The following is a 20099-nucleotide window of genomic DNA, read 5'->3' as shown; positions in this document are numbered from 1 at the left end:
CCAAGCATCAAGATGGAGTTTTTGACACTTCCATCGAGAACGAGCAAAGTCGCAATAAATCTGATCAGATGGCGGAGGCCATGTGAGCCAGGAAAAGAGAGAGCGGTAAAACCGCTAAACTACAGTTATTATACTTAGAGGCTCTAAAGTATAATAACGGCTTTCGTTATTATACTTCCCTTCCGTTACGCGTATGCAGCAGCGCCGCGAGGGCGATGTCGCTCAGAAATAATCCTGGTCCACGCCGAACTTCTCCGCGATGCGCCGCAGTTCGTCTTCGGTCAGGCCGTCGGCCAAGCCGTGGTTAGTCAGGTTTAGGTATTCGTAGCGTGCGCCGGTCTCGGCGTATTCGATCCGGTCCGCTGCGCGCTTCACCGACTGATCGCTGCGGGCCATGACGCCGTGTTTTGCCCACAAAACAACGCGATAGTCGGCTTCCATTGACGACACGGTGGCGTCCATCAGTTCAGGCGAGCCGGGCATCAGGAACGGCAGAAACGCGACGCCACGCGGCAGGTGGACCAGGGTCTCGGGCTGCCAGCGCAGGATGTGGCGGTTGAGGTAGCGGGTGTCCTGGTAGCGAGGGATGTGGCTCAGGTATGTCAGATACAAAGGCTGGGCGTGGATGACGGCGTGAAAATTCAGATTGTCGCGTGCGATCATCGCTCGGTGGACGGCCAGATGTGAGTTGAACTCGCTGGTGGGGCGCTCGAACAAGCAGCGTTCGGAGGTGTAGAGCGTGGCCGATTCGCCGCCGGGGAGGATGCGCAGAGCGCCGAGGTTGGCCTCGGGATCGCGACCGATTTCGCGCAGGCGACGGCCGGAGCCGGTCACCAGGAAGATCTTACCGGCGAGTTCGGGCACAGCCTCGGGCAGGGTGTAGGGCTGCTCGCGTGGGAAATGGGCCGACAGATCCGTGTCCCAGCCTAAAAAGACAGAGATATTGCCGGCGGCGCCCTCGGCGGCCTCTATCTCCACCAGTCGTGTGCCGGCTTCGCCGATGAGGCGCATCAGCTCTTCCAATGATGGGAGATCTTCGGAACTGGCGAGAGGACTCGCAGCAGTGGAACTGTTTGCCATAAGATTTGTCTTTTCTTCCGTTAGGCATGGACAGGCGGACGCATCGGTTCGCCCGCAGGGGTCAGGCGGAACTTTTCGATGACGCTGTGGGCGGTGTCCACATCCTGCCATCCCAGAACGATTGTCTGCTTTTCTTCGAGTTCTTTATAGATATCGAAGAAGTGGACGATCTCTTTGAGGATATGCGAGGGCAGGTCCGAGAGCTTGGCGATGTCCGAAAAGCGCGGGTCGGCGGCGGCCACTGAGAGGATCTTTTCATCGGCGCCTTTGTCATCGCGCATCATCAGGACGCCGAGCGGACGCGCGGCGATCAGGCAGCCGGGAAATGTCGGCTGCGTCGTCATGACGAGGATGTCCAGCGGGTCGCCGTCGTCGGCCAGAGTGTCGCAGATCCAGCCGTAGTCAAACGGGTAAAACAATGGCGAGTAGAGAGTGCGGTCGAGCTTGAAGACATCGAGTTCGTGGTCGTACTCGTATTTGTTCGACGAGCCCTGCGGGATCTCGACGATCATGTTGACGATTTTTGGCGAATCCTCGCCGATCGGAATCGTGTGGTATGACAAAGCGGCCTTTCTCCCGAGTGAATGTGCGCGGGCAGGGGCGTCATCCACGACGCCCCATCGCGAGTACGAATTACGCGCCGAGGCCGCTGCCGCCTCCGACGCCGCGCTCGCTAGCTTTTTTCTCGATATACCCACTTTCCAGGAATCCACGTAGTGGATCGGCGGGGCTGGGCAGGTTCAGATCGGATCGTACTTTCCAAAGCAAAGGACGAACGTCGGTCGCAAAGGAGTCTTTAATGATCTCCTCGGCCACAATCAAATCATCCGTTTCCTGCGCGGTTCTGAGCGCCGCGCGGTCGATAAGAAGCGCCTTGGCGTAAGACGTCTGCAGCGCGACCAGACTCTGGATCATCTCGGCCGTCTTGTTCTTGATCGTGTGGCTTTCGTCGATCATATACGCGATGTTGCTTGCGATCCCCGCCTGCTCACCGGCGACCAGCTCATTGAAGATCAAGTAAAGTTCGTAAGGATTGATCGATCCCGTGGTCAGGTCATCGTCAGCGTACTTGCGGTTGTTGAAGTGGAAGCCGCCCAGGCGTCCCTCGTCCAGTAGAAACGCGACGATATGCTCGATGTTCGCACCCGGCAGATGATGCCCGAGGTCCACCAGCACTTTGGCGTTCGGGCCAAGCTTCTGACAGAAGGCGTAGGACATGCCCCAATCGGCGATGTCGGTATGGTAGAACGCCGGCTCGAAGGGCTTGTATTCCACCAGCATCGTCTGGTCGTCCGCCAGCATCGAGTACAGTTCGGAGAGGCATTCGGAGAAGTACTGCTTGCGCCTCCGGAAATCGCCCTGACCTGGGAAGTTAGTGCCGTCTGCGAACCAGAGGGAGATATTCTTGGAGCCGACAGCGTTCATGATGCCGACGCATTCCTTCATGTGCTCCAGGGCGCGGGCGCGTACATCGGCGCGCGCGCTGCCGAAACTGCCGAAGCGATAGTCGTAATCCTGGAAGAGATTTGGGTTGATCGCGCCCACCGTCAAACCAAGCGACTTTGCGTACTCAGTGAGCTTATTCCAATTCCCAGTATCCCACGGAATATGAATGGCGACCCCTGCGGCGATGCCGGTATATTTGTTCGCCTGCGCGGCGTCTTCGAACTTCTCAAAGACATCTCGCGGCGCGCCCGGCTGTCGGAACACGCCAAAGCGCGTCCCACCGTCGGCATAGCCCCACGAGGGCGTCTCAATCTGCTGCGATTTCAGCGCCGCCTCTACCGACGCCAGGTCCACCCCACGATCGGTAAGACGCGCCGCCAGCAATTCATACTCCACCGGCCAATTGGTCGTTGCCATACTTAAGTTCTCTCCCAAAGTTAAATCTTGTAATAACGAATTTGGATCAGGAGGCCCCTCCGCCCCAATTCTGGGGAACCCGGAAAATGCCAATCTCCGAAATCTGGTCCCCCAGAATTGGGGCGGAGGGGCCGATCCCTGCAAGGCCAGCATTTATAAATCCTAACCATTCCCCCTGCGCAGCAGCTCGTTGGGGAAGGGGCGCGCGAAGCGCGGGCATAGGTCACTCGGGAACGTCCCCGACCCCCAAAGCGTTGGAATACATGTGGAGAACAAACCCATGCACCAACAGAATTCCGACGGCGCGCCGCGCCTTTCCGTCCTCGATCTTTCGCCCGTCGCTTCCGGCTCGACCGGGCGCGACGCGCTGAACAATACACTCGATCTCGCCCGGCTTGTCGACGATCTGGGCTACCATCGCTACTGGCTCGCCGAGCATCACAATACGTCGTTTATCGCAAGCGGCGCGCCCGAAGTAATGATCGGACATGTGGCAAGCGTCACCAAAAACCTGCGCGTGGGGTCTGGCGGCGTGATGCTGCCGAACCATGCGCCGCTCAAAGTCGCCGAGACATTTAAGACGCTCGAAGCGCTGCATCCCGGACGTATCGACCTGGGATTGGGACGCGCGCCCGGCACGGATTCGCTGACGGCGCTTGCCCTGCGCGGTTCGCGCGAAGCGCTGAACGCCGACGATTTCCCCGAGCAATTGAACGACCTGCTTTCGTTCTTCAGCGGCGAGTTTCCGCGCAACCATCCGTTCGCTCGGATCCAGGCGATCCCCACCGACGGCGATGCTCCGGAAGTCTGGCTGCTCGGCTCCAGCGACTTCAGCGCCCGACTCGCAGGCCAGCTCGGCCTTGGTTTCGCCTTCGCGCACCATATCAATCCCGAGCCGGCGATCGACTCACTCAATCTCTACCGAAGAAACTTCCGCCCTTCAGCCTATTTCTCCGAGCCGCACGCCTTTGTGGGAGTCTCCGTGATCTGCGCGCCGACGGACGAAGAAGCGAACGAAATCGCCGCCCCCATCGATCTCGCGCTGCTGCGCCTTGTCCAGGGCCGCTTCGCGCCGCTCGCGACTGTTGAAGAAGCGCTCGCGATCGACTACTCGGCGCAGGAGCGCGACGCCATTCGATACAACCGGCAGCGCCTCTTCACAGGATCGCCCGAAACGTTGCGCGCGAAGCTGAGCGCGTTCGCCGAAGAAACTGGGGTTCCGGAGATTATGATCACGACAATGACGCACAGCCACGAACACCGGCGGCGGTCGTATGAATTGCTGGCGGAGGCCTTTCGGCCGGCGCTGGTTGGAGTATGAGGGTCATTGATTTAGGATAGCCCAGATGCCCCCCGGCCCCCACAGGGGGTGAAAACCATAATTACGATTGCGTGACGAAGAACAATCTTTGACACGTAATCGACAATATGGTTTTCACCCACTGTGGGGGCCGGGGGGCATCTTATCGCTTGAGCCGCACCACCACAAACGAGTGCGCCGGAAATGTATAGTCGAACGCCGCACCGGCGGCGTCCAGCTTATTCTGCTGAGTGCGGACAACTTCCGGGCCATCGGGCGGGTTGACCGCGTTCAGATCCCCCGCAAGCGTCCATACTTCTGAAGGCGTCTTTACGCCGTCGAAGCCGCTCAGAGAAATCGACGCCGGTTTTGGGGCCGCACCGACATTCACCACGCTGAGAATGAGCGTTTTGCCGTCGTCGCTGCGCGTGGCGGTGACGAAGAGGCCGTCGCCGCCGGTCACGGCGCTCTGGACGCAGAGGGGCTGGTAAACGTTCGCGGCCATCTGCTGGGCGTAGTATGGCGGCATGCGCCAAATGTGACCGGGGGTGAAGAAGATCTGGCCCTGATCCCAGCCGTTGTCGTTTTGCCGCCAGGGCTGGAGGCAGTTCGCGGGACAGGCGGCGAGGACGAAATCGCCGTGCTTCTGCATCGCGGCGAGGGTGGTCGCGTGGCCCAGGGCGCGCTGCATGTTGTGCAGGTTGCCGTTCTCTTCGAAGATGACGATTTTCGTGGCGGCCTGCGGATCCCACTTTTGGAAGAGCGACTGCATCTGGGAGATGTCGCGATCGACGTCCCGCCCGGCGTCGGCGGAATCGGACCAGACGTGTAAGTCCCAGGCCGCCGCTTCGCCTGTTATCCCCTGGAAGACGCGCTCCATGTTCGGCGAGTCCGGACGCCACCACGCGGCGCAGACGAGTTTGAGTTTGGGGTTGCGGCCGTGGATCGCCCGGGCGATTGCCTGGAAACGCGCGGTGTAATGCTCGTAATCGGCGGCGTTGTCGGCCCCGATGTATTCTTCATTTCCAATCTCGATGTACGCAGGATTGTACGGCGCCGGATGCCCGTCGGCGGCGCGTTTGCGCCCCCAGGGATTGGTCACGGGCGCGGTCAGATAGTCGGCGAGATCGGCGACGTCTTGATCTGTTTCCTCAATATTGATCGCGAACGCGGATTCCATATGGGCCGCTTCGCAGAAGTTCAGGAAGTCGAAGATTCCGAAACGGTTGCTGGAATATGGATACCAATTGCCGCGATAAGGGGGGCGCTTGTCGGGATCGCCGATCATGCTCTTCCAGCGATATCCGGGGACGTTCACCATCGTACCGCCATAGCGCAAAAACGTCACACCCTCTTCGACTAATACGTTCGCGATATCCGCGCGGACCGGCAGGCCGTGGAACTGCTCGGCGCCCGTTCCCATCAGAACGGCTTGATCGGCCCACAAAACACCGGGCCGGTCGATCCATACGGCGAAACGGGCGTTGGGATCGGCGGCGCTCGATTTCAGAGTGAACGGATACTTTGCCCAGGCGCCAGCGACGTGGGAGATGGTCTGGCGAGCGTAGGTGGTCGAACCATCGGCGCTTTGCAGGGCGACTGTGACCGGGCCTTGCAGGTCTTGACCGCGCAGATAAATGCGGCCAGCGAAGCGCTGCCCTTTTTGGACGGCGATGCCCCATCGGTTCAAACCACGGTTGGCGACGCCGACCTGCCCCGCTCCCCCGCTATGCTGAATTTTCTGACACTGGGCGCCATTCAGTGCGTTGTCGGAATCCAGGCTGAATGTCGCCTCGGCAACGCCGGCAGCGATGGCGTCCCACATTCCACTGACGGAGCGGCTGGGAGTGGAGGAAAGTGAAGCGTCCGCCACATGCGCGCCCGTCTGGATACGGACATTGCGAAACGATGCATCCGCGTTCCAGGTGCGCAGCGCAATCGCACCCGAAAGCAGCGACGCGTCTGTGTCCGTAAAGTCGATAACAGGAACTGAGTCCCCGTTCAGATAGACTTGGATTTGAGGGCCAGCCATCTTGACGCGCAGGTGGCTCCACTGGCCGGCGGTCGCGGACACGGCGGCGGTAGTCAGGAGTTTCCAATCGTGATGGTGCTTGCCTAAGATCACCTGCCGGCCATTGCCGCTCAGACTGATTTCATAGCCGTCGAACTCGTCGGCGCCGACGCCGGGGTTCTGAACGCGCACGAGAAGCCCGGCGTTGTCTCCGCCGCCGATCTTTACGTCGGCCTCTACCGATCCGTCAGCGAAGCCGGGTTCATCGCAAACCAATTTGCCGCCGGGATCGGGAGTGACGCGGGCGCCGTCGCCGGCCGGCAGCCACGAGCCGCCATAGGCTGTCCAGCCCGCAAACTTCGCGGCGCTGGGCGGCTCCTCGAAACTCTCCCCGAAGATCTTCTGATCGTACAGGCCGCCATAGATCTCATGGTTGACGTCCTCGATGCAGGAGCCGGTCATTCGTGGCGTGATATGACTAACGATCTGACCGGTGTTCACATGGATGGCGGCATTATCCGCGCAGGCAGAAAGCGACAGCCCAATCAGAACGGCGCAGAGTGCGGCGCAGCGTGAGAGAACCATTATACGAGACTTTCTGAATCGATGGAAACGCGTGTCCCTGTTTCAAACGAACGGATCGTGGCCAGCGCCAGCCGCAGGGCGCGGCGTCCGGCTTCGGCTGGCACGGGGGGAGCCTCACCCTTCCGGAAGGCCGTCAGCATGGCGTCCAGATAGACATCGAAGGTCCGATGGAACTCACGGTCGATGTCGTTGAAATAGCCAGCCTGCCACGTTTCACCCATTTCGTGGCCCGTGGGGTGATATGTATAGCGGCGCACGGTGTCCTCAATCACAACACGTCCCTGAGTTCCGTTGATCTCGACCCGATGCGTGTCCGGGTAGGCGTACGACGAGTCATAGGAGCCGACCAAGCTGCCGACCGCGCCGTTCTGGAACCGCAGCGACAGCGCCATGGTCAGGAACCCATTGCCGGTCTTGTCCGTCATTTCCGCCATCACGGATTCGATGGGGCCGCACAGAAACTCCAGCATGTCGAAACCGTGGCATTGCGTCTCAATCAGATTGCGGTGCGGATGGCCGCCGCCGCCCAGATCCTCACCGCCAAAGCGCCAGGTCGCGAAGATCAATTCGCCCAAACGCCCCGCCTCGATCGCCTCATGCGCAAGACGCACGGGCTTGGCGTAGCGATGGTTGAAGTTGACCGCGAAAAAGAGATCGCGCTTGGCGGCTTCGGCCAGCAGCGTGTCCGCTTCGGCCAATTCGAACACCAACGGCTTCTCGGCCAGCAATGGGATTCCCGCCTGAATGACTTCCAGGGTCGGCTCGAAGTGTCCCTGGTTCGGCAGGCTGAGACTGACGAAGTCGGGCTTTTCTTGCGCCAACATCTCGGAGATGTCCGTGTACGAGCGCACGCCGAACTCGGCGGCGCGGGACTCGGCGCGCTCGCGGTTCCGGCCCATCACGGCGCAAAACTCCACATCGGGACGCTGGGAAAAGACGCGCGCGTGCTGGCGCCCCCAGCCCCCTGTGCCGATCACGGCGACTTTGATCTTCTTATCTTCCGTCATTGCTCGATGATGACCTTTCCCGTGTTTCCGCCAAAGAACAGCTCAAAGGCGTGCTGGATTTCACCAACGCCAAACTTGTGCGTGATGATCTGGTTCAAATAATCTTTGTTCGCCCGCAGCAGATCCAAGTTACCCGGCAGCTCATTGTATGCGAAGTACTCGCTTCCAATCAGGGTCATTTCCCGGAACACAAAGTCGCTGTAAAGGCTCTTGATGGACAAGCCGCCGCCATGCGCGACGCTGACCAGGACGCCCCGGTGCGCGAGCAGCGCCATGCTCTCGTCGCGCACCCGCTCCTGGCCGGCGGCGTCGAACACGACATCCGGCGCTTCCAAGCCATGTCGGCGCATTCCTTCGGCAAGCGACATTTCGGTCGCGAGGACCGGAAGTCCTCCCATCTTCTCGGCCAGGGCAAGCCGGTAAGGGACGACATCGGAGAGAACCACCGGGATCTCATCCCCCAGCATCAGCTTCACCATCGCCAGCAGGCCCAGACCGATCGGACCCGCGCCGGGGATCAAGATGGACTGAATATCTTTGTGGACCAGGGAAGCGCGGCGGATCGCATGGCCGCCAGTGCCCATGATGTCCAAGAGCAGCGTCGCCTCCGTCGGAGTCACATCGGACGGCACGGGGAAAAAGATGCTCTCGTGGACCAGTTCATAGACCCCATATCCGCCGTCGCGATTGAAGCCCATATCGCCCCGCTTTGCGAGACACTGGTTCGTGTAGCCCTGCACGCATGAACGACACTCACCGCAGAAGTCCATCAAAAAGATCCCGCCCGGCGTCCCCACGGGAGTCTTGGTCCCAGGGCCGGCGGCGACCACGACGCCGGCGGCTTCATGGCCGGGCGTGACATCCGTACCGTCACAGAACTGGCCGCGCTCCGAGCCGCATAAGGCGTTGGCCTTGACCTCGATCAACAACTGCCCAGGGCCGGGCTGCGGCACGGCCTTCGTCGTCGTAGCGATCCGGCGGCCGCCCACGAAATGCGGGACGGTAACTTCCTGTGGGATCGTATTCATAACGTTTCTCCTTGTCTCGACAATGCAAAATTCTATGCGATACTATAGCACAGATTACGCTCTTTATTATTTATATCGGTCAAAATAATCAAATAAAATCTTGATATTTGCTCATTATAGAATAATACGATCACTATTTTCAAAAAAATCTTGACGTGTCGCGATTCTTGTCCTATACTGAGTTCGTTCCCGTGTCTTCTGCGGCGCGGGATCAAAATAAAGCGTATTATCTATACAGAACAAGAGGCAAAATGAAGAAGAAATTAGGGTTCACACTGATTGAATTGCTCGTTGTCATCGCAATAATCGCGATTCTTGCGGCAATCTTATTCCCCGTCTTCGCCAAGGCTCGCGAAAAGGCTCGGCAGATTAGCTGCACTTCCAACATGAAGCAGATCGGCCTGGGGTTGCTCCAGTATGTCCAGGACAACGACGAAACCTGGCCGACATCGACTTACGGAGGCAATCCGCAAAAGGCGCGCGGCTGGGCCGGCAAAGTCTATCCCTATTTGAAAAGTGTCGGTGTCTATAAGTGTCCAGATGAGTCGGTCTCCGTCTCCGTCAGTGGCGGCGTGACCTATTACCCCACTTCCTACGGACTGAACGCCAATCTGGATGGCCAGACCAATGGCGGCAGGCTCGCCGCGGATAACTCACCGGCGAAAACCGTGCTGCTGTTCGAATGCGAAGGGCAGGGAGCGGATTTGCTCAGCCCCCTGGAAACCAACTCCGCCGGAGGATGGGGGCCGGATCGCTGCGCGGGATATCTGGACCAGGCCGGACCGAATATTGCCTACTCCAGCGGGCCGATGGGCAATCCCGTTCCCGCGTCGAATGGGTGCGGCTTGCCGGCGAAGGGTTACTGGGTTTCCGCCACCGGACGTCACACAGATCTCTCCAACTTTGCGATGGCCGACGGCCATGTGAAAGCATTGCGCGGCACATCGGTGTCGCCTGGGCAATCGGCGTCCATCGAGACAGATCCCCAATATAATGACGGCGGCGGCACAACGCATTCCGCAGGGACCGGCGTCTCCGGATTCGGGGCCACGTTCAGCCATATTTAACCGTCCGCGTCACAGCGAATTCTGCTGGGAGCCTGGGGATTTATTCCCCAGGCTCCTTTGCATTCCCCATACCCCCGCTTGCTTCCGAATGCTCATTGATAGGTATAATGGCCATAAGGAAAAATCATGGCTGTTAGAAAGCAAGTGGCGAGCAAGCGTCGGCAGGAAATCTTACAAGATCTGCTGTTAGCGGGAGATGTCTCGGTCAACGATCTGGCCGAACAATTGGGGGTTTCCGCGACGACTGTGCGACGCAGCCTGCGCAGTTTGGAAGAGCAAGGCCTCCTGCGGCGGCGGCATGGCGGCGCGGTTCCGATCGAATCGTCGCTGTACGAACACTTCCGGTACGACGCGGACTTTCAGGAACGCGACCAGCTCTATGCGGACGAAAAGCGCCGGATCGGTCTGGCGGCCAGCGAACACGTCAAGGACGGCGATATCGTCGCTCTCAGCGCCGGCACCACCACGACACAGATCGCGCGCGCGCTCAAGCTGCGCAAAGATGTGACCATCGTCACCAACGCCCTGAATATCGCGATGGAGCTAGCCCGCTCCGCCACGCTGCGCGTGCTCCTGACCGGCGGCTATGTGAGCGGCGGCTGGTTTTCCGTCCTCGGCCCCACCAGCCTGGAAACAATCGCAGATACCCCGATCGATATCACCTTCATCGGCGTGGACGGCATCGAACCCAAATCCGGCCTCACCGCGAACCATCCCGATGAAGCGGATGTGAATGCGGCCATGATCCGTCAGGCCCGCCGCAAAGTCGTGGTCGCGGATCACAGCAAGCTGGGCCGGACCGCAGACGCGTTCGTCTGCCCTTTGCACGCCATTGATCTCATCATCACCGACTCGGGCGCCACCGAAGAAGCCCTCGCCCCCTTCCGCAGCAAGAAAATCTCCATTCAGCAAGCCTGAGCGCTCACCTCCTAGCGAGCTGGCGCTCTTGGAACGCCAGCCAGTTAAAAATGCTCATTTGATTCAAAAACGTTCATATTAACAATATCAAGATTCTATTTTTGATTGATTTATTGACAAACACGCGATTCTCTGGTATTTTAGGAATATACGCAAGTCTTTCGTACAAGGTCAGGAGAAAATATCATGGATCGCCTAACTTATTCGTCGCTAAAGCCCAGGTCTGGCTTTACTCTTATCGAACTTCTCGTTGTTATCGCAATCATCGCAATCCTTGCCGCAATCTTATTCCCCGTCTTCGCCAAGGCGCGTGAGAAGGCTCGGCAAATTTCATGCGCCTCCAACTTGAAGCAAATTGGCCTGGCGCATTTGCAATATTCGCAAGACTATGACGAGCAGCTCTGCGCGGCCTGGATTGGGGACGCCGACGGGAATCCCGGCAACGGAGATAATTATCCGGGAACCGCCCGCTGGATGGACTTGATCGGACCTTACGTGAAAAGCAGGGATATCTTTGTTTGCCCTGACAGCTCGGAAGCCAAATATGTTCCGTTGTCCACCAACTATCATGAGGAGGGTGGATACTGCATCAATGTCGCTTATTATGACGGGACGACGGGACATCCTCCTGTAACGGACGGCATCTTCCAGCGATCGCTCACGCTGGCGGCGCTGCCGGTTCCATCGACCACCGTGCTGGTGACGGATTCGAACGCCGCCAACAACAACGACTTCCAGCTTGCCTGGTCAAACGTCGGCTCGCAGCCGTCGGGCATCGGGCATAGCGATCTGGCCTGGGGATGGATCTACGCGACCGCCGGCCGCCATACCGACAACCGGTCCAACTCGCTGTTTTGCGACGGTCATGTGAAAGCGATGACGCTGAACTCGCTGCTGGAAAAATCGACGGCGCCCGGCTCGACCAACGGCGCTTATCGTTACTTTACGACCGAGGACGATTAAAAATGAGCAAGCGCAGGAGTTCGAGATTGCCATGACGTAACTAGGGCCCTATGGTCGACATCACCATCAGCGTTGTCATCCCTGCCCTCAATGAACGGGAAGCATTGCCGGAAACCATCGCCGCGCTGCGCGGTGATGGTTTCTCAGGCGAAATTATCATCGCGGACGGCGGCAGTACGGACGGGACCGTGGAATGGGCGCAGGCGCAGGTGGGCGTTTTGGTCGTCCCGTGCGGACGCGGACGCGGCGTGCAATTGAACGCTGGGGCGCAGGCGACATCGGGCGATGTGCTGGCGTTTCTGCACGCCGATTGCAAACCACCGGCCGAGATGGCGGCGCACATCCAAACGGCTCTTTTGGATGCGAAGGTCGTCGGCGGCGCCTTCTGCGTTCGTTTCGAAGAACGACGCCCCTGGACATTGCACGCGACGGCGTGGTTTATCAACAACCGCTCACGACAAGTGCTGTCGGCGACGGGCGACCAGGCCATCTTCGCCCGCCGCACAGTCTACGACGCCATCGGCGGCTTCCGCGAATGGCCGCTCTTTGAAGACATCGATTTCGTGGCGCGTCTGCGCGGCGTGGGCCGATTTCACGTCTTGCCGCCCTGTGTCACAATCTCGGCAAGACGCTGGCTGACCAACGGCGTGGGGAAGACCAATCTTCTCATGGCGCGGTTATATTGGGGGTATCGGCGCGGGGTCGCGCCGGAGGAACTGGCGCGGAGGTATCGGGATGTGCGGAAGACGCCCCCCGGCCCCTCAGAGAACTTATAGATGCGTTTCCCTTCGTCGTACCGGCCATAAATGACCGGCCTGCGGGGGAGCCCCCTGAACGGGGCTAAGGAAAGTCCTGTCAGGATGGTGAACCGCCCTGACTTGCGATTGCTGGCTCTTGTTCAGCCCCGTTCAGGGGGCTCCCTTGCAGGCCGGTCATTTATGGCCGGTACGATGATTGCAGGCATAATAGGAGAAAGTCTGCCCGCCGTCGCAGGCGCTCGCTCCCGCACAGCCGCATCGCTTCTGATCTCTTCTGTCAAACGCTCCAAATCCTCCGGCATATCCACATCGTACCAAAGCGGCAGCATATGTAATCGCAGACCGCACGCATCAATGTTGCGGCGCATCTGATCGCCAGTCTCAGATGTGCTCCAGGCGATGTTGGAGAATAGGCCGTGGGATATTTGCCGAAGACCGATCAGGTAGAAGCCGCCATCGTCCGCCGGGCCGAGAACGCAGTCGATGGCGCCATCGGTCAAAATCTGCATGGCTTGGGAGAGATATTCCGACGGCAGGGATGGGCTGTCGGCGCCGATGACGACGACCGGGGCGGCGCCGCTCGCGAAGACTTGAGAAACAATGGTTTCCAGACGCTCGCCAAGATCGCCGCCTGGCTGCTCCGTCCAGGTGACGCCCTGAATCGATAGGGCGTCTAAGAGGGCGAAGTCGCCGGCGTAAGCCATGAGGACGTTTGGGCAGACCGCCCGCGCCTGACGGGCGGCGTCGAGAATGAAACAGCGCGCCAGCTCCGCCGCGTCCTCGGGACCAAGCCTGGGGATAAGGCGCGTTTTGGCGAAGCCAGGCGCCGGCGCTTTGACGAAGACGACGATTGTGGGTCGTGACGTCACGAGGCGTCGTCCGTGGGTTTGGAGCTGTGCAGCAGCGCGGCGGCCGCGCCGGCGGCGATCAGAGCGGCGCCGCCGATAACGAGCGCGCCCAGATTGGGACGGATCGTCTTGGCGTAGACATTGAGAGTTTTCGCGACGACCGGATCTTTCGCGGTCGCCTCGTACCAGCGCTGCGCGGCGTGCTGACTGACCATGGACAGCGTCGGGTAGATATGGACGAGATCGGCGATGGCTCGAATGGAAGCGCCCTGCTCCATCGCGAGTATCCATTCATGCGCAAGTTCGCTGGCGCGGCGGCCCAGAATATGGACGCCGAGGATCTTGCCGCCGACACCCAGCGTCAGAACCTTGATCCCGCCCTGCGTTCCATGGTCCGTGACCGCGCGGTCGTTTTGCGCGAACGGCTGATGGTAGACTTCGTACGCAAGCCCCTTCGCCAGGGCCTCGTCTTCGGTCATGCCGATATGAACAAGCTCCGGATCGGTGAAAGTCGCCCACGGGGCGTGTTCGAATTTCGTTTTTCCAGAGCCAGGGAAAAAGATGTTGCGGACAGCCGTCTTCGCTTCGTACTCCGCAATGTGCGAGAACTGATACTCGCCCGTCACGTCGCCGCAGGCGTAAATGTTGTGCGCCGCCGTGCGCAGCTGCGTATCCACTTCGATCCCGTTCTCTCCGATTGCGATCCCCAGGGCGTCCAGGCCCAATCCTTCGATGTTGGGTACGCGGCCGGCGGCGTACAGAAGGTGCGTGAACGGCGTCTCGACTGTTTCCCAGTTCTCACGGATGACCGCCACGCGCTTGCCGTCTTCCGTACGAATGGATTGGACGGCGGCGCTCAGACGGATATCGATCCCTTCGTCGCGCAGATATTGGGTGAGCGTGCTGGAAAGCTCATGATCGTCGCGCGGGAGCAAACGGTCGCCCTTTTGAACGAGGGTGACACGACTGCCCAGCCGCCCGAACGCCTGCGCCATTTCGACGCCCACCGGGCCGCCGCCCACAACCAGCAGCGCCTCAGGAATTTCCTTCAGATCGAACAGATTGCGATTGGTGAGGTAGTCACCGTCCAGGCCGGGGATTGTCGGAGCGGCCGGGCGAGATCCCGTCGCAATGAGAAAATAATCGGCGGTGATTGCTTTTCCGTCCACTTCCAGTGTGTGCGTATCCTGAAAGCGCGGCGCGCCGTAGGCAATCTCCACACCATGGTCGCGCATTAGCTGTTCGCTGGCGTCTGCGTCCCGCACATCGCCGATAGATTCTCGGACATGGTCCAGAACGGCGGCGGCTTCCTCCCGGGTCACGTCGCGCCCCGGCAGCCCCACGGCGGCAGGCGAAACGCGCATCATATGCGCCAGGTTCGCGGCATGCAGCAGCGCCTTGCTCGGCACGCATCCTGTATGCAGGCACTCGCCGCCGAGCTTTTCTTTCTCCACGACCAGTACGCGCAGTCCCAGACCGCCCGCCATCACGGAGGCGACGATTCCCGCCGAACCACCGCCCAAAACGATCAGATCATAATCTCTCTTGCTTCCCATAAAGTACAACTTTCTTGCATAGTCAGGCGACAGCGCCTCCGCAGCTGGAGCCCGCTCCAGCAGTGCATCCGAAACAGTGAGATCCTAAAGCGATCCGCCGCCCTTTCAGCAGCGAAGGTTCGAACTGGGCGATGGTCCCCAGCACGTTATCCGTCAACCCCATCCCGAGCATCTGGTTGAAATCACAGTCGTACAAGCGTCCATCCCAGCCGACACTGATCATGGATCGGCACATCAAACCGTCGATCGCGCGCGGGTTGAACGCCGACGCCAGTGTGTCCATGTATTGCTCGTACTGCCCGTCGCGGCGCAGCGCGTGCAGGAACCGGCTGATCGGCATATTGGTAATAGTGTAGAGATGGGTGAATTGTATTCCGAAGCGTGTGAAGAGCTCTTCGCGATAATCCTGCTCCAGCTCGATCTGATCGGGCGGCAGCGAAGCGCCGACGGGATTATGAACGAGGTTAAGCGCCAATTCCGATCCGGGAAGGCCATAGCCGACGGCGTTCAAGCGGCGCAAGGCGTCAATGCTTTTGGCGAACACTCCCAATCCCCGCTGCGCGTCGGTGTTCTCAGCTTCATAACACGGCATCGAAGCGACCACTTCCACCCCATTATCCCGAAAGAACTCCGGCAGTCGATTGTACCCCGGCTGGAATTGGATCGTGAGGTTATGGCGCACAATCACATGCGCTCCGGCGGCGCGAGAGCGGCGCACGAGGCTGACAAAGCTGGGGTTCATTTCCGGCGCGCCGCCGGTGATGTCCACCGTGGCGATCCGATAGCGCTCAACGGCGTCCAAAATCTGCCCCGCCGTCTCGGGACGCATGATCTCCGTGCGGTGCGGACCGGCGTCCACATGGCAGTGCTGACAGGCCTGGTTGCAGAGCTTGCCGACATTCACCTGGAGCGTCGTCACGGCCCCCGCCGTCAACGTGTCGAAACCATGCTCCCGCAGCGCCGCCGGAAAATTATGGGAAGAAATCACCTTCATAAATCGTAACTTTCTGATCAATCGAATGCTTATCACGGCCTTGGCCGTCGCGGATTTGCATCCTAATGGTTAATACCCTTTTCAGTGTGATTATCTCCCGTTACGCCAGACTCTCCCTTGAATACCGCCTCGGCGGACGAGACAAGCAGAACCGCCTTCGAAGTCCCACGGAGCGTACGCGTGGAGAACGCGCCATTGATGACGGAGAGTATCGCCGCCGCCACGCTTTTATCGATTGCCATCGGCTTGAGCAGGTCGGTCAGATAGTCAACAATCTTGTCCTGGTGTTCGATTGCAAGGCGATGGAACGGATGTGTCGGATCTGGGTATTCCGAGGCGATCCGAAGGAAAGGGCAGCCGATGATTTCGGGCAGGTTCGCCATGTGCTCGAATTTGGTCAGAGCCTCATGCAGATCCTTTGGCGGAGCGGGATGAGAGAGATAGTCCCACAGAGCCCGGTCGCGGTTTTCGAGGTATGCGAGCACGAGGGCGTCTTTGCTTTCGAAATGCCGATAGAAAGTCGCTTTTGCCACCTCAGCGTCGGCCATGATCTTCTCGGTGCCGGTCGCGCGGACGCCTTCCATGTAGAAGAGCTGGTCGGCGACTTCCAGAATTCTTTCACGCGGATTTGAATTTTTATTTGTTTTCATCAGAACCTCTTGACAATAGACAGACATTTCTGTATACTCATTATACCGCAGACAGACCTGTCTGTCTATTGCGTTTGTTCAATCAAAGGAGACCAAAAATAATGACCGCAGTCAGCAGTATTTTCCCGCCGCTTGACACCGAAACGGCCCCGGGAGGGTCGCGGCCGCTTTTGGAAAAGGTCCAAAAGTCCTACAAGTTCATTCCGAACATGTTTGGAGCGTTCGCGAATTCTCCCGTGCTGCTTGAGGGCTATGTCGGTCTGGAAAGCGTATTCGACAAAGGCAGTCTCACAGCCTCGGAACGCCACCTCGTCATGCTGACCGCGAGCATGGAGAATGAATGCAGCTACTGTGTGGCGGCTCACAGTACGGTTCTGAAGTCTTTTCTGCATGCGCCGGCCGAGGTCGTCTCGGCTGTCAGGTCCAGCCTGCCGCTGCCTGATCCGAAGTCCAACGCGCTTGTCGCTCTCACGAGAGAGATGGTTTCACAGCGCGGACACGTGGCGCCGCAGACGATCGAGAACTTCCTTGCCGTGGGATACCGCAAGGATCAAATACTTGAAGTCCTGATCGGCGTGGCCCTCAAGACGATCAGTAACTATACGGACCACATTTCCCCAATCGAGCTGGACAACGAATTTCGTTCCGAACGCTAACACTGGAAATGTACGATCAAATGTAACGAGACGATAATTTTAACTATCGAACACGAATTAAGAAAAGGATATTGATATGGCTAAGTTCGCATTTCTTGTTGAGATGACGGCGAAACCCGGAAAAGAATCAGAAATTGAGGCTTTTCTGGAAAAAGAGGCTTCCCTGGTAAGAAACGAACCAGGAACCCTGACGTGGCACGCGGCGAAAATCGAAGGTGAGACCGGCGTGTATCGAGTCTTCGACACGTTCGATACGGAAGCCGCCCGCGACGCCCATATGAACGGCGAAGCGGGACGGGAGTTTGTCGAGAACGCGGAAAGACTGTTTTCCGTGTCTCAAATTCAGCGTCTTCAGGTGGTCGGCCAGAAGTAAGGCGTTGGGCGGCTCGCCTCGAGACGCAAGCGAGCCGCCCGCCGCCCAGCGCAAGGACTTCCCGAAAATATCTCACAGGAAAACAAAATGAGCAGTCTTCTTCAGCCCATTCAACTGGGATCATTAACTCTTGCAAACCGCGTGTTCATGGCGCCGTTGACCCGAAATCGCGCCGCCGCAAGCGGGAGCCCGGGCCCGTGGGCAGCCACATACTACAGCCAGCGCGCCTCGGCCGGCCTGATTGTTTCGGAGGCGACGCAAATCTCGGCCATGGGAAAGGGCTATATTAACACCCCGGGCATTCATTCGGAGGAGCAGGTCGCCGGCTGGAAACCGGTCGTCGACGCCGTGCGCCAGGCAGGCGGGCGCATCTTTCTTCAGCTCTGGCATGTCGGCCGCATCTCTCACAGCAGCCTGCTGCCGGAAAACGCATCTCCGGTGGCGCCGTCCGCGATCAAAGCGCACGGTCAGACGTTCGTCGAGACAGGGTTTGTCGATGTTTCGGAGCCCCGAGCGCTGAGCCTGACGGAGATCCAGAGCACGATCGAGGACTACGGCCGCGCCGCGTTCAACGCCAAGGCCGCCGGCTTCGATGGCGTGGAAATTCACGCCGCCAACGGATATCTGATTGATCAGTTCCTGCGGTCCGGCTCAAACGTCCGCGCCGACGCCTACGGCGGCGCCGCCGCGAACCGAGCGCGCTTTCTCGGTGAGGTCGTCGAGGCGGTCTTGAACGTATGGGAGCCTGGCCGCGTTGGGGTGCGTATTTCTCCCCTCAGCGCTTTCAACGACATGAGCGATGCAAATCCCGAGGAAACATTCGCGCGCGTTGTGGATGTGCTGAGCGGGTATCGGCCCGGATACCTGCACGTCGTGGAAGACGCAATCGGCGAAGCATTCCCGCTCGATCGCAAGGCGGACTTTTTTCGGCGCCTGCGCTCCGAATGGAAGGGAATCTATATCGCCAACGGAGGATACGACGCCGAGCGAGGCGAGCGCGCGGTTTCGGACGGATCCGCCGACGCCATCGCCTATGGTCGGCTCTTCATCGCGAACCCCGATCTTCCCACGCGCTTAAGCCGCCGCGGACCGCTGAACGCGCCGGATATCGGGAGCTTTTACGGCGGCGACGAATGCGGCTATATCGACTATCCAACGTGGGCCGAGAGCGGAATCGGAAATTAAGGAGTACGGAGATGGACTCTCCTCAAATATTCTGGCTGCAGCTGCTTCTGAGTTGTGTCGTCTGCGCGGTCGCCGGGGCGTGGTGGGTTTGGCCGTCGCTCACCAAACTTCCTCGTAATTCCGCTCTCATTCCGCTGCTCTTCGTGCAGGTGTTTCGCTATCTCGGAATGACGCTGTTGGTTCCGGGCATGGTCGATCCGAAGCTGCCCAGAGAACTCCTTTTCAGTACTGCTTACGGCGATCTCCTCGCGGCGGCGCTCGCGCTTTCCGCGATCATTGCGCTCCGGAGCAACTGGCGCGCTGGCGTTGTTTTGGCCTGGGTGTTCAGCATCTGGGGATTCGCTGACCTGCTGAACGCATTGCGCAGCGTCTTGCAGGTAAATCTGCCGAGCTACAGCTTGGGACCCGTTTGGTTTATCTATACCTTCTATGCGCCCATGGTCATTGCTTCACATTTGATGATCTTTGGGATTTTGGTCAAGTCCAAGTCTTGGAATAAAAGCTGATCGGCGGAGACATGGGCGTGAATCCGCGCACAAATCAGGATCATGCTGCATCGTGGTCCGCATCTGCGTAAACGAAAAGGAATCTTTAAGAACATGCGAAACGATATCGTATCTGGAGCTCGTTTTCCTGATTATGAGCTAACCGACCACACAGCGACACGGCGGAAATTGTCCGGACTTCAAGGAGCGGACCCTATGATCGTCGTACTGAGCCGCGGAGGCTTCTGCCCGAGGGATCGACGCCAAGCTGAAGGACTTATCCAGCTACACCGTGAAATGGAAGTAGGCTATTGCCAACTTGTCACCATCAGCACGGATAGCCTCGCAGAGACTAACGAATACCGCAGCGGAGTCGGCGCGCACTGGCCCTTTCTATCTGACGCGGGGCGTGTAGTCCAAATGGACCTCGACATCGCCGAATATACGGACCCTTTGCACAATCCAATGATCCCTCACGTTCTTGTCCTTGAGCCGGACCTTATCATCCACAAGATCTACAGCGGATACTGGTTCTTTGGTAGGCCGACCATGGAGGACTTGCGTCAGGATCTGCGCACTGTCACCATGAAATGCAGGCCAGATTGGGACATTACGACGCCCGAAATGAAACATGCATGGCAGGAAGGCCGCAAGGAACTGTTCTACCCATACGGCAAGACGTACGTCCAAACGATACGCGAGCAGGATTGACTCGACGGCGGCGCAGAGCAGCGAGCGACCCGGAAACTGGGTAAGGAAGCCGCCGCCTTCG

General features: G+C 59.1%; 20 protein-coding genes. 10 read left to right on the top strand and 10 right to left on the bottom strand.

Annotated features, from left to right (window positions below; translation table 11 throughout):
- Window positions 1–222: 222 nt before the first annotated feature.
- The 3 genes from ABIZ35_RS16270 to rhaI form a co-directional block, all read right to left on the bottom strand.
- On the bottom strand, window positions 223–1080 hold the full coding sequence (locus ABIZ35_RS16270; protein WP_348220977.1) for a class II aldolase/adducin family protein: 858 nt from the start codon (window positions 1078–1080) through the stop codon (window positions 223–225).
- 20 nt (window positions 1081–1100) lie between these two features.
- Window positions 1101–1643, bottom strand: a complete 543-nt coding sequence (locus ABIZ35_RS16265; protein ID WP_348220976.1) for an inorganic diphosphatase — start codon at window positions 1641–1643, stop codon at window positions 1101–1103.
- A gap of 70 nt (window positions 1644–1713) precedes the next feature.
- Window positions 1714–2943, bottom strand: a complete 1230-nt coding sequence (gene rhaI / locus ABIZ35_RS16260) for an L-rhamnose isomerase (protein ID WP_348220975.1) — start codon at window positions 2941–2943, stop codon at window positions 1714–1716.
- A 280-nt stretch (window positions 2944–3223) separates the two neighbouring features.
- Here rhaI and ABIZ35_RS16255 point away from each other — a divergent pair, with 280 nt between their 5' ends.
- Window positions 3224–4264 (top strand): LLM class flavin-dependent oxidoreductase, encoded by a 1041-nt coding sequence (locus ABIZ35_RS16255; protein ID WP_348220974.1) that lies wholly within the window; start codon window positions 3224–3226, stop codon window positions 4262–4264.
- Window positions 4265–4406: 142 nt separating this feature from the next.
- On the opposite strand, the gene ABIZ35_RS16250 is transcribed toward ABIZ35_RS16255, so the two are convergent.
- Genes ABIZ35_RS16250 through ABIZ35_RS16240 form a run of 3 tightly spaced genes read right to left on the bottom strand, consistent with a single transcriptional unit; the run spans window position 4407 to window position 8874 of the window.
- On the bottom strand, window positions 4407–6839 hold the full coding sequence (locus ABIZ35_RS16250) for a family 16 glycoside hydrolase (RefSeq protein ID WP_348220973.1): 2433 nt from the start codon (window positions 6837–6839) through the stop codon (window positions 4407–4409).
- Window positions 6839–7846 carry a Gfo/Idh/MocA family oxidoreductase gene (locus tag ABIZ35_RS16245; protein WP_348220972.1) on the bottom strand — a complete coding sequence of 336 codons (1008 nt, stop codon included), beginning with the start codon at window positions 7844–7846 and terminating at the stop codon, window positions 6839–6841. The genes ABIZ35_RS16250 and ABIZ35_RS16245 overlap by 1 nt, the downstream gene beginning before the upstream one ends.
- Window positions 7843–8874: an alcohol dehydrogenase catalytic domain-containing protein gene (locus tag ABIZ35_RS16240; RefSeq protein ID WP_348220971.1), complete on the bottom strand. Its 1032-nt coding sequence runs from the start codon at window positions 8872–8874 to the stop codon at window positions 7843–7845. Before ABIZ35_RS16240 ends, ABIZ35_RS16245 begins: the two co-directional genes overlap by 4 nt.
- 251 nt (window positions 8875–9125) lie before the next feature.
- Here ABIZ35_RS16240 and ABIZ35_RS16235 point away from each other — a divergent pair, with 251 nt between their 5' ends.
- From ABIZ35_RS16235 to ABIZ35_RS16220, 4 genes are all read left to right on the top strand, one after another.
- Entirely contained in the window at window positions 9126–9941 is an 816-nt protein-coding gene (locus ABIZ35_RS16235; protein WP_348220970.1) for a DUF1559 domain-containing protein, read from the top strand.
- Between the two features lie 126 nt (window positions 9942–10067).
- Window positions 10068–10859, top strand: a complete 792-nt coding sequence (locus ABIZ35_RS16230; protein WP_348220969.1) for a DeoR/GlpR family DNA-binding transcription regulator — start codon at window positions 10068–10070, stop codon at window positions 10857–10859.
- Window positions 10860–11045: 186 nt separating this feature from the next.
- Window positions 11046–11822 (top strand): DUF1559 domain-containing protein, encoded by a 777-nt coding sequence (locus tag ABIZ35_RS16225; RefSeq protein WP_348220968.1) that lies wholly within the window; start codon window positions 11046–11048, stop codon window positions 11820–11822.
- A gap of 50 nt (window positions 11823–11872) precedes the next feature.
- Window positions 11873–12598: a TIGR04283 family arsenosugar biosynthesis glycosyltransferase gene (locus ABIZ35_RS16220; protein ID WP_348220967.1), complete on the top strand. Its 726-nt coding sequence runs from the start codon at window positions 11873–11875 to the stop codon at window positions 12596–12598.
- Between the two features lie 122 nt (window positions 12599–12720).
- Here the strand turns inward: ABIZ35_RS16220 and ABIZ35_RS16215 are convergent, their stop codons facing one another.
- The 4 genes from ABIZ35_RS16215 to ABIZ35_RS16200 form a co-directional block, all read right to left on the bottom strand.
- A complete protein-coding gene (locus ABIZ35_RS16215; protein WP_348220966.1) occupies window positions 12721–13449 on the bottom strand; it encodes a TIGR04282 family arsenosugar biosynthesis glycosyltransferase in 729 nt (242 codons plus the stop codon).
- On the bottom strand, window positions 13446–14984 hold the full coding sequence (locus ABIZ35_RS16210; RefSeq protein WP_348220965.1) for an NAD(P)/FAD-dependent oxidoreductase: 1539 nt from the start codon (window positions 14982–14984) through the stop codon (window positions 13446–13448). The genes ABIZ35_RS16215 and ABIZ35_RS16210 overlap by 4 nt, the downstream gene beginning before the upstream one ends.
- Before the next feature lie 22 nt (window positions 14985–15006).
- Entirely contained in the window at window positions 15007–15978 is a 972-nt protein-coding gene (gene arsS, locus ABIZ35_RS16205; RefSeq protein ID WP_348220964.1) for an arsenosugar biosynthesis radical SAM (seleno)protein ArsS, read from the bottom strand.
- Between the two features lie 62 nt (window positions 15979–16040).
- Entirely contained in the window at window positions 16041–16628 is a 588-nt protein-coding gene (locus ABIZ35_RS16200; RefSeq protein ID WP_348220963.1) for a TetR/AcrR family transcriptional regulator, read from the bottom strand.
- A gap of 101 nt (window positions 16629–16729) precedes the next feature.
- On the opposite strand from ABIZ35_RS16200, the gene ABIZ35_RS16195 reads away from it, so the two are divergent.
- The 5 genes from ABIZ35_RS16195 (at window position 16730) to ABIZ35_RS16175 (ending at window position 20038) form a co-directional block, all read left to right on the top strand.
- Complete coding sequence (locus ABIZ35_RS16195; protein WP_348220962.1) at window positions 16730–17284, top strand: carboxymuconolactone decarboxylase family protein; 555 nt, start codon at window positions 16730–16732, stop codon at window positions 17282–17284.
- Window positions 17285–17360: 76 nt separating this feature from the next.
- Entirely contained in the window at window positions 17361–17657 is a 297-nt protein-coding gene (locus ABIZ35_RS16190) for an antibiotic biosynthesis monooxygenase family protein (RefSeq protein ID WP_348220961.1), read from the top strand.
- A gap of 87 nt (window positions 17658–17744) precedes the next feature.
- The gene (locus ABIZ35_RS16185; protein ID WP_348220960.1) at window positions 17745–18842 is read left to right on the top strand and encodes an alkene reductase; all 1098 of its coding nucleotides are present in this window, start codon (window positions 17745–17747) and stop codon (window positions 18840–18842) included.
- Between the two features lie 11 nt (window positions 18843–18853).
- Window positions 18854–19348: a hypothetical protein gene (locus tag ABIZ35_RS16180; RefSeq protein WP_348220959.1), complete on the top strand. Its 495-nt coding sequence runs from the start codon at window positions 18854–18856 to the stop codon at window positions 19346–19348.
- Between the two features lie 93 nt (window positions 19349–19441).
- Entirely contained in the window at window positions 19442–20038 is a 597-nt protein-coding gene (locus ABIZ35_RS16175; protein WP_348220958.1) for a redoxin domain-containing protein, read from the top strand.
- The last annotated feature ends 61 nt before the right edge of the window (window positions 20039–20099 follow it).

This window comes from Capsulimonas sp. (assembly GCF_039929585.1).
GTDB lineage: Bacteria > Armatimonadota > Armatimonadia > Armatimonadales > Capsulimonadaceae > Capsulimonas.
The sequence above is the reverse complement of the archived record's forward strand: the minus strand, read 5'-3'. Positions and strand labels throughout refer to the sequence as shown.

Excerpts from the sequence above, each read along its gene's own strand:
- ABIZ35_RS16220 (WP_348220967.1), top strand. The coding sequence starts at position 11,873 with ATGGTCGACATCACCATCAGCGTTGTCATCCCTGCCCTCAATGAACGG.
- ABIZ35_RS16190 (WP_348220961.1), top strand. The coding sequence starts at position 17,361 with ATGGCTAAGTTCGCATTTCTTGTTGAGATGACGGCGAAACCCGGAAAA.
- ABIZ35_RS16210 (WP_348220965.1), bottom strand. The coding sequence starts at position 14,984 with ATGGGAAGCAAGAGAGATTATGATCTGATCGTTTTGGGCGGTGGTTCG.
- ABIZ35_RS16245 (WP_348220972.1), bottom strand. The coding sequence starts at position 7,846 with ATGACGGAAGATAAGAAGATCAAAGTCGCCGTGATCGGCACAGGGGGC.
- ABIZ35_RS16240 (WP_348220971.1), bottom strand. The coding sequence starts at position 8,874 with ATGAATACGATCCCACAGGAAGTTACCGTCCCGCATTTCGTGGGCGGC.
- ABIZ35_RS16180 (WP_348220959.1), top strand. The coding sequence starts at position 18,854 with ATGGACTCTCCTCAAATATTCTGGCTGCAGCTGCTTCTGAGTTGTGTC.
- rhaI (WP_348220975.1), bottom strand. The coding sequence starts at position 2,943 with ATGGCAACGACCAATTGGCCGGTGGAGTATGAATTGCTGGCGGCGCGT.
- ABIZ35_RS16195 (WP_348220962.1), top strand. The coding sequence starts at position 16,730 with ATGACCGCAGTCAGCAGTATTTTCCCGCCGCTTGACACCGAAACGGCC.
- arsS (WP_348220964.1), bottom strand. The coding sequence starts at position 15,978 with ATGAAGGTGATTTCTTCCCATAATTTTCCGGCGGCGCTGCGGGAGCAT.
- ABIZ35_RS16200 (WP_348220963.1), bottom strand. The coding sequence starts at position 16,628 with ATGAAAACAAATAAAAATTCAAATCCGCGTGAAAGAATTCTGGAAGTC.
- ABIZ35_RS16230 (WP_348220969.1), top strand. The coding sequence starts at position 10,068 with ATGGCTGTTAGAAAGCAAGTGGCGAGCAAGCGTCGGCAGGAAATCTTA.
- ABIZ35_RS16225 (WP_348220968.1), top strand. The coding sequence starts at position 11,046 with ATGGATCGCCTAACTTATTCGTCGCTAAAGCCCAGGTCTGGCTTTACT.
- ABIZ35_RS16235 (WP_348220970.1), top strand. The coding sequence starts at position 9,126 with ATGAAGAAGAAATTAGGGTTCACACTGATTGAATTGCTCGTTGTCATC.
- ABIZ35_RS16175 (WP_348220958.1), top strand. The coding sequence starts at position 19,442 with ATGCGAAACGATATCGTATCTGGAGCTCGTTTTCCTGATTATGAGCTA.
- ABIZ35_RS16185 (WP_348220960.1), top strand. The coding sequence starts at position 17,745 with ATGAGCAGTCTTCTTCAGCCCATTCAACTGGGATCATTAACTCTTGCA.
- ABIZ35_RS16250 (WP_348220973.1), bottom strand. The coding sequence starts at position 6,839 with ATGGTTCTCTCACGCTGCGCCGCACTCTGCGCCGTTCTGATTGGGCTG.
- ABIZ35_RS16270 (WP_348220977.1), bottom strand. The coding sequence starts at position 1,080 with ATGGCAAACAGTTCCACTGCTGCGAGTCCTCTCGCCAGTTCCGAAGAT.
- ABIZ35_RS16255 (WP_348220974.1), top strand. The coding sequence starts at position 3,224 with ATGCACCAACAGAATTCCGACGGCGCGCCGCGCCTTTCCGTCCTCGAT.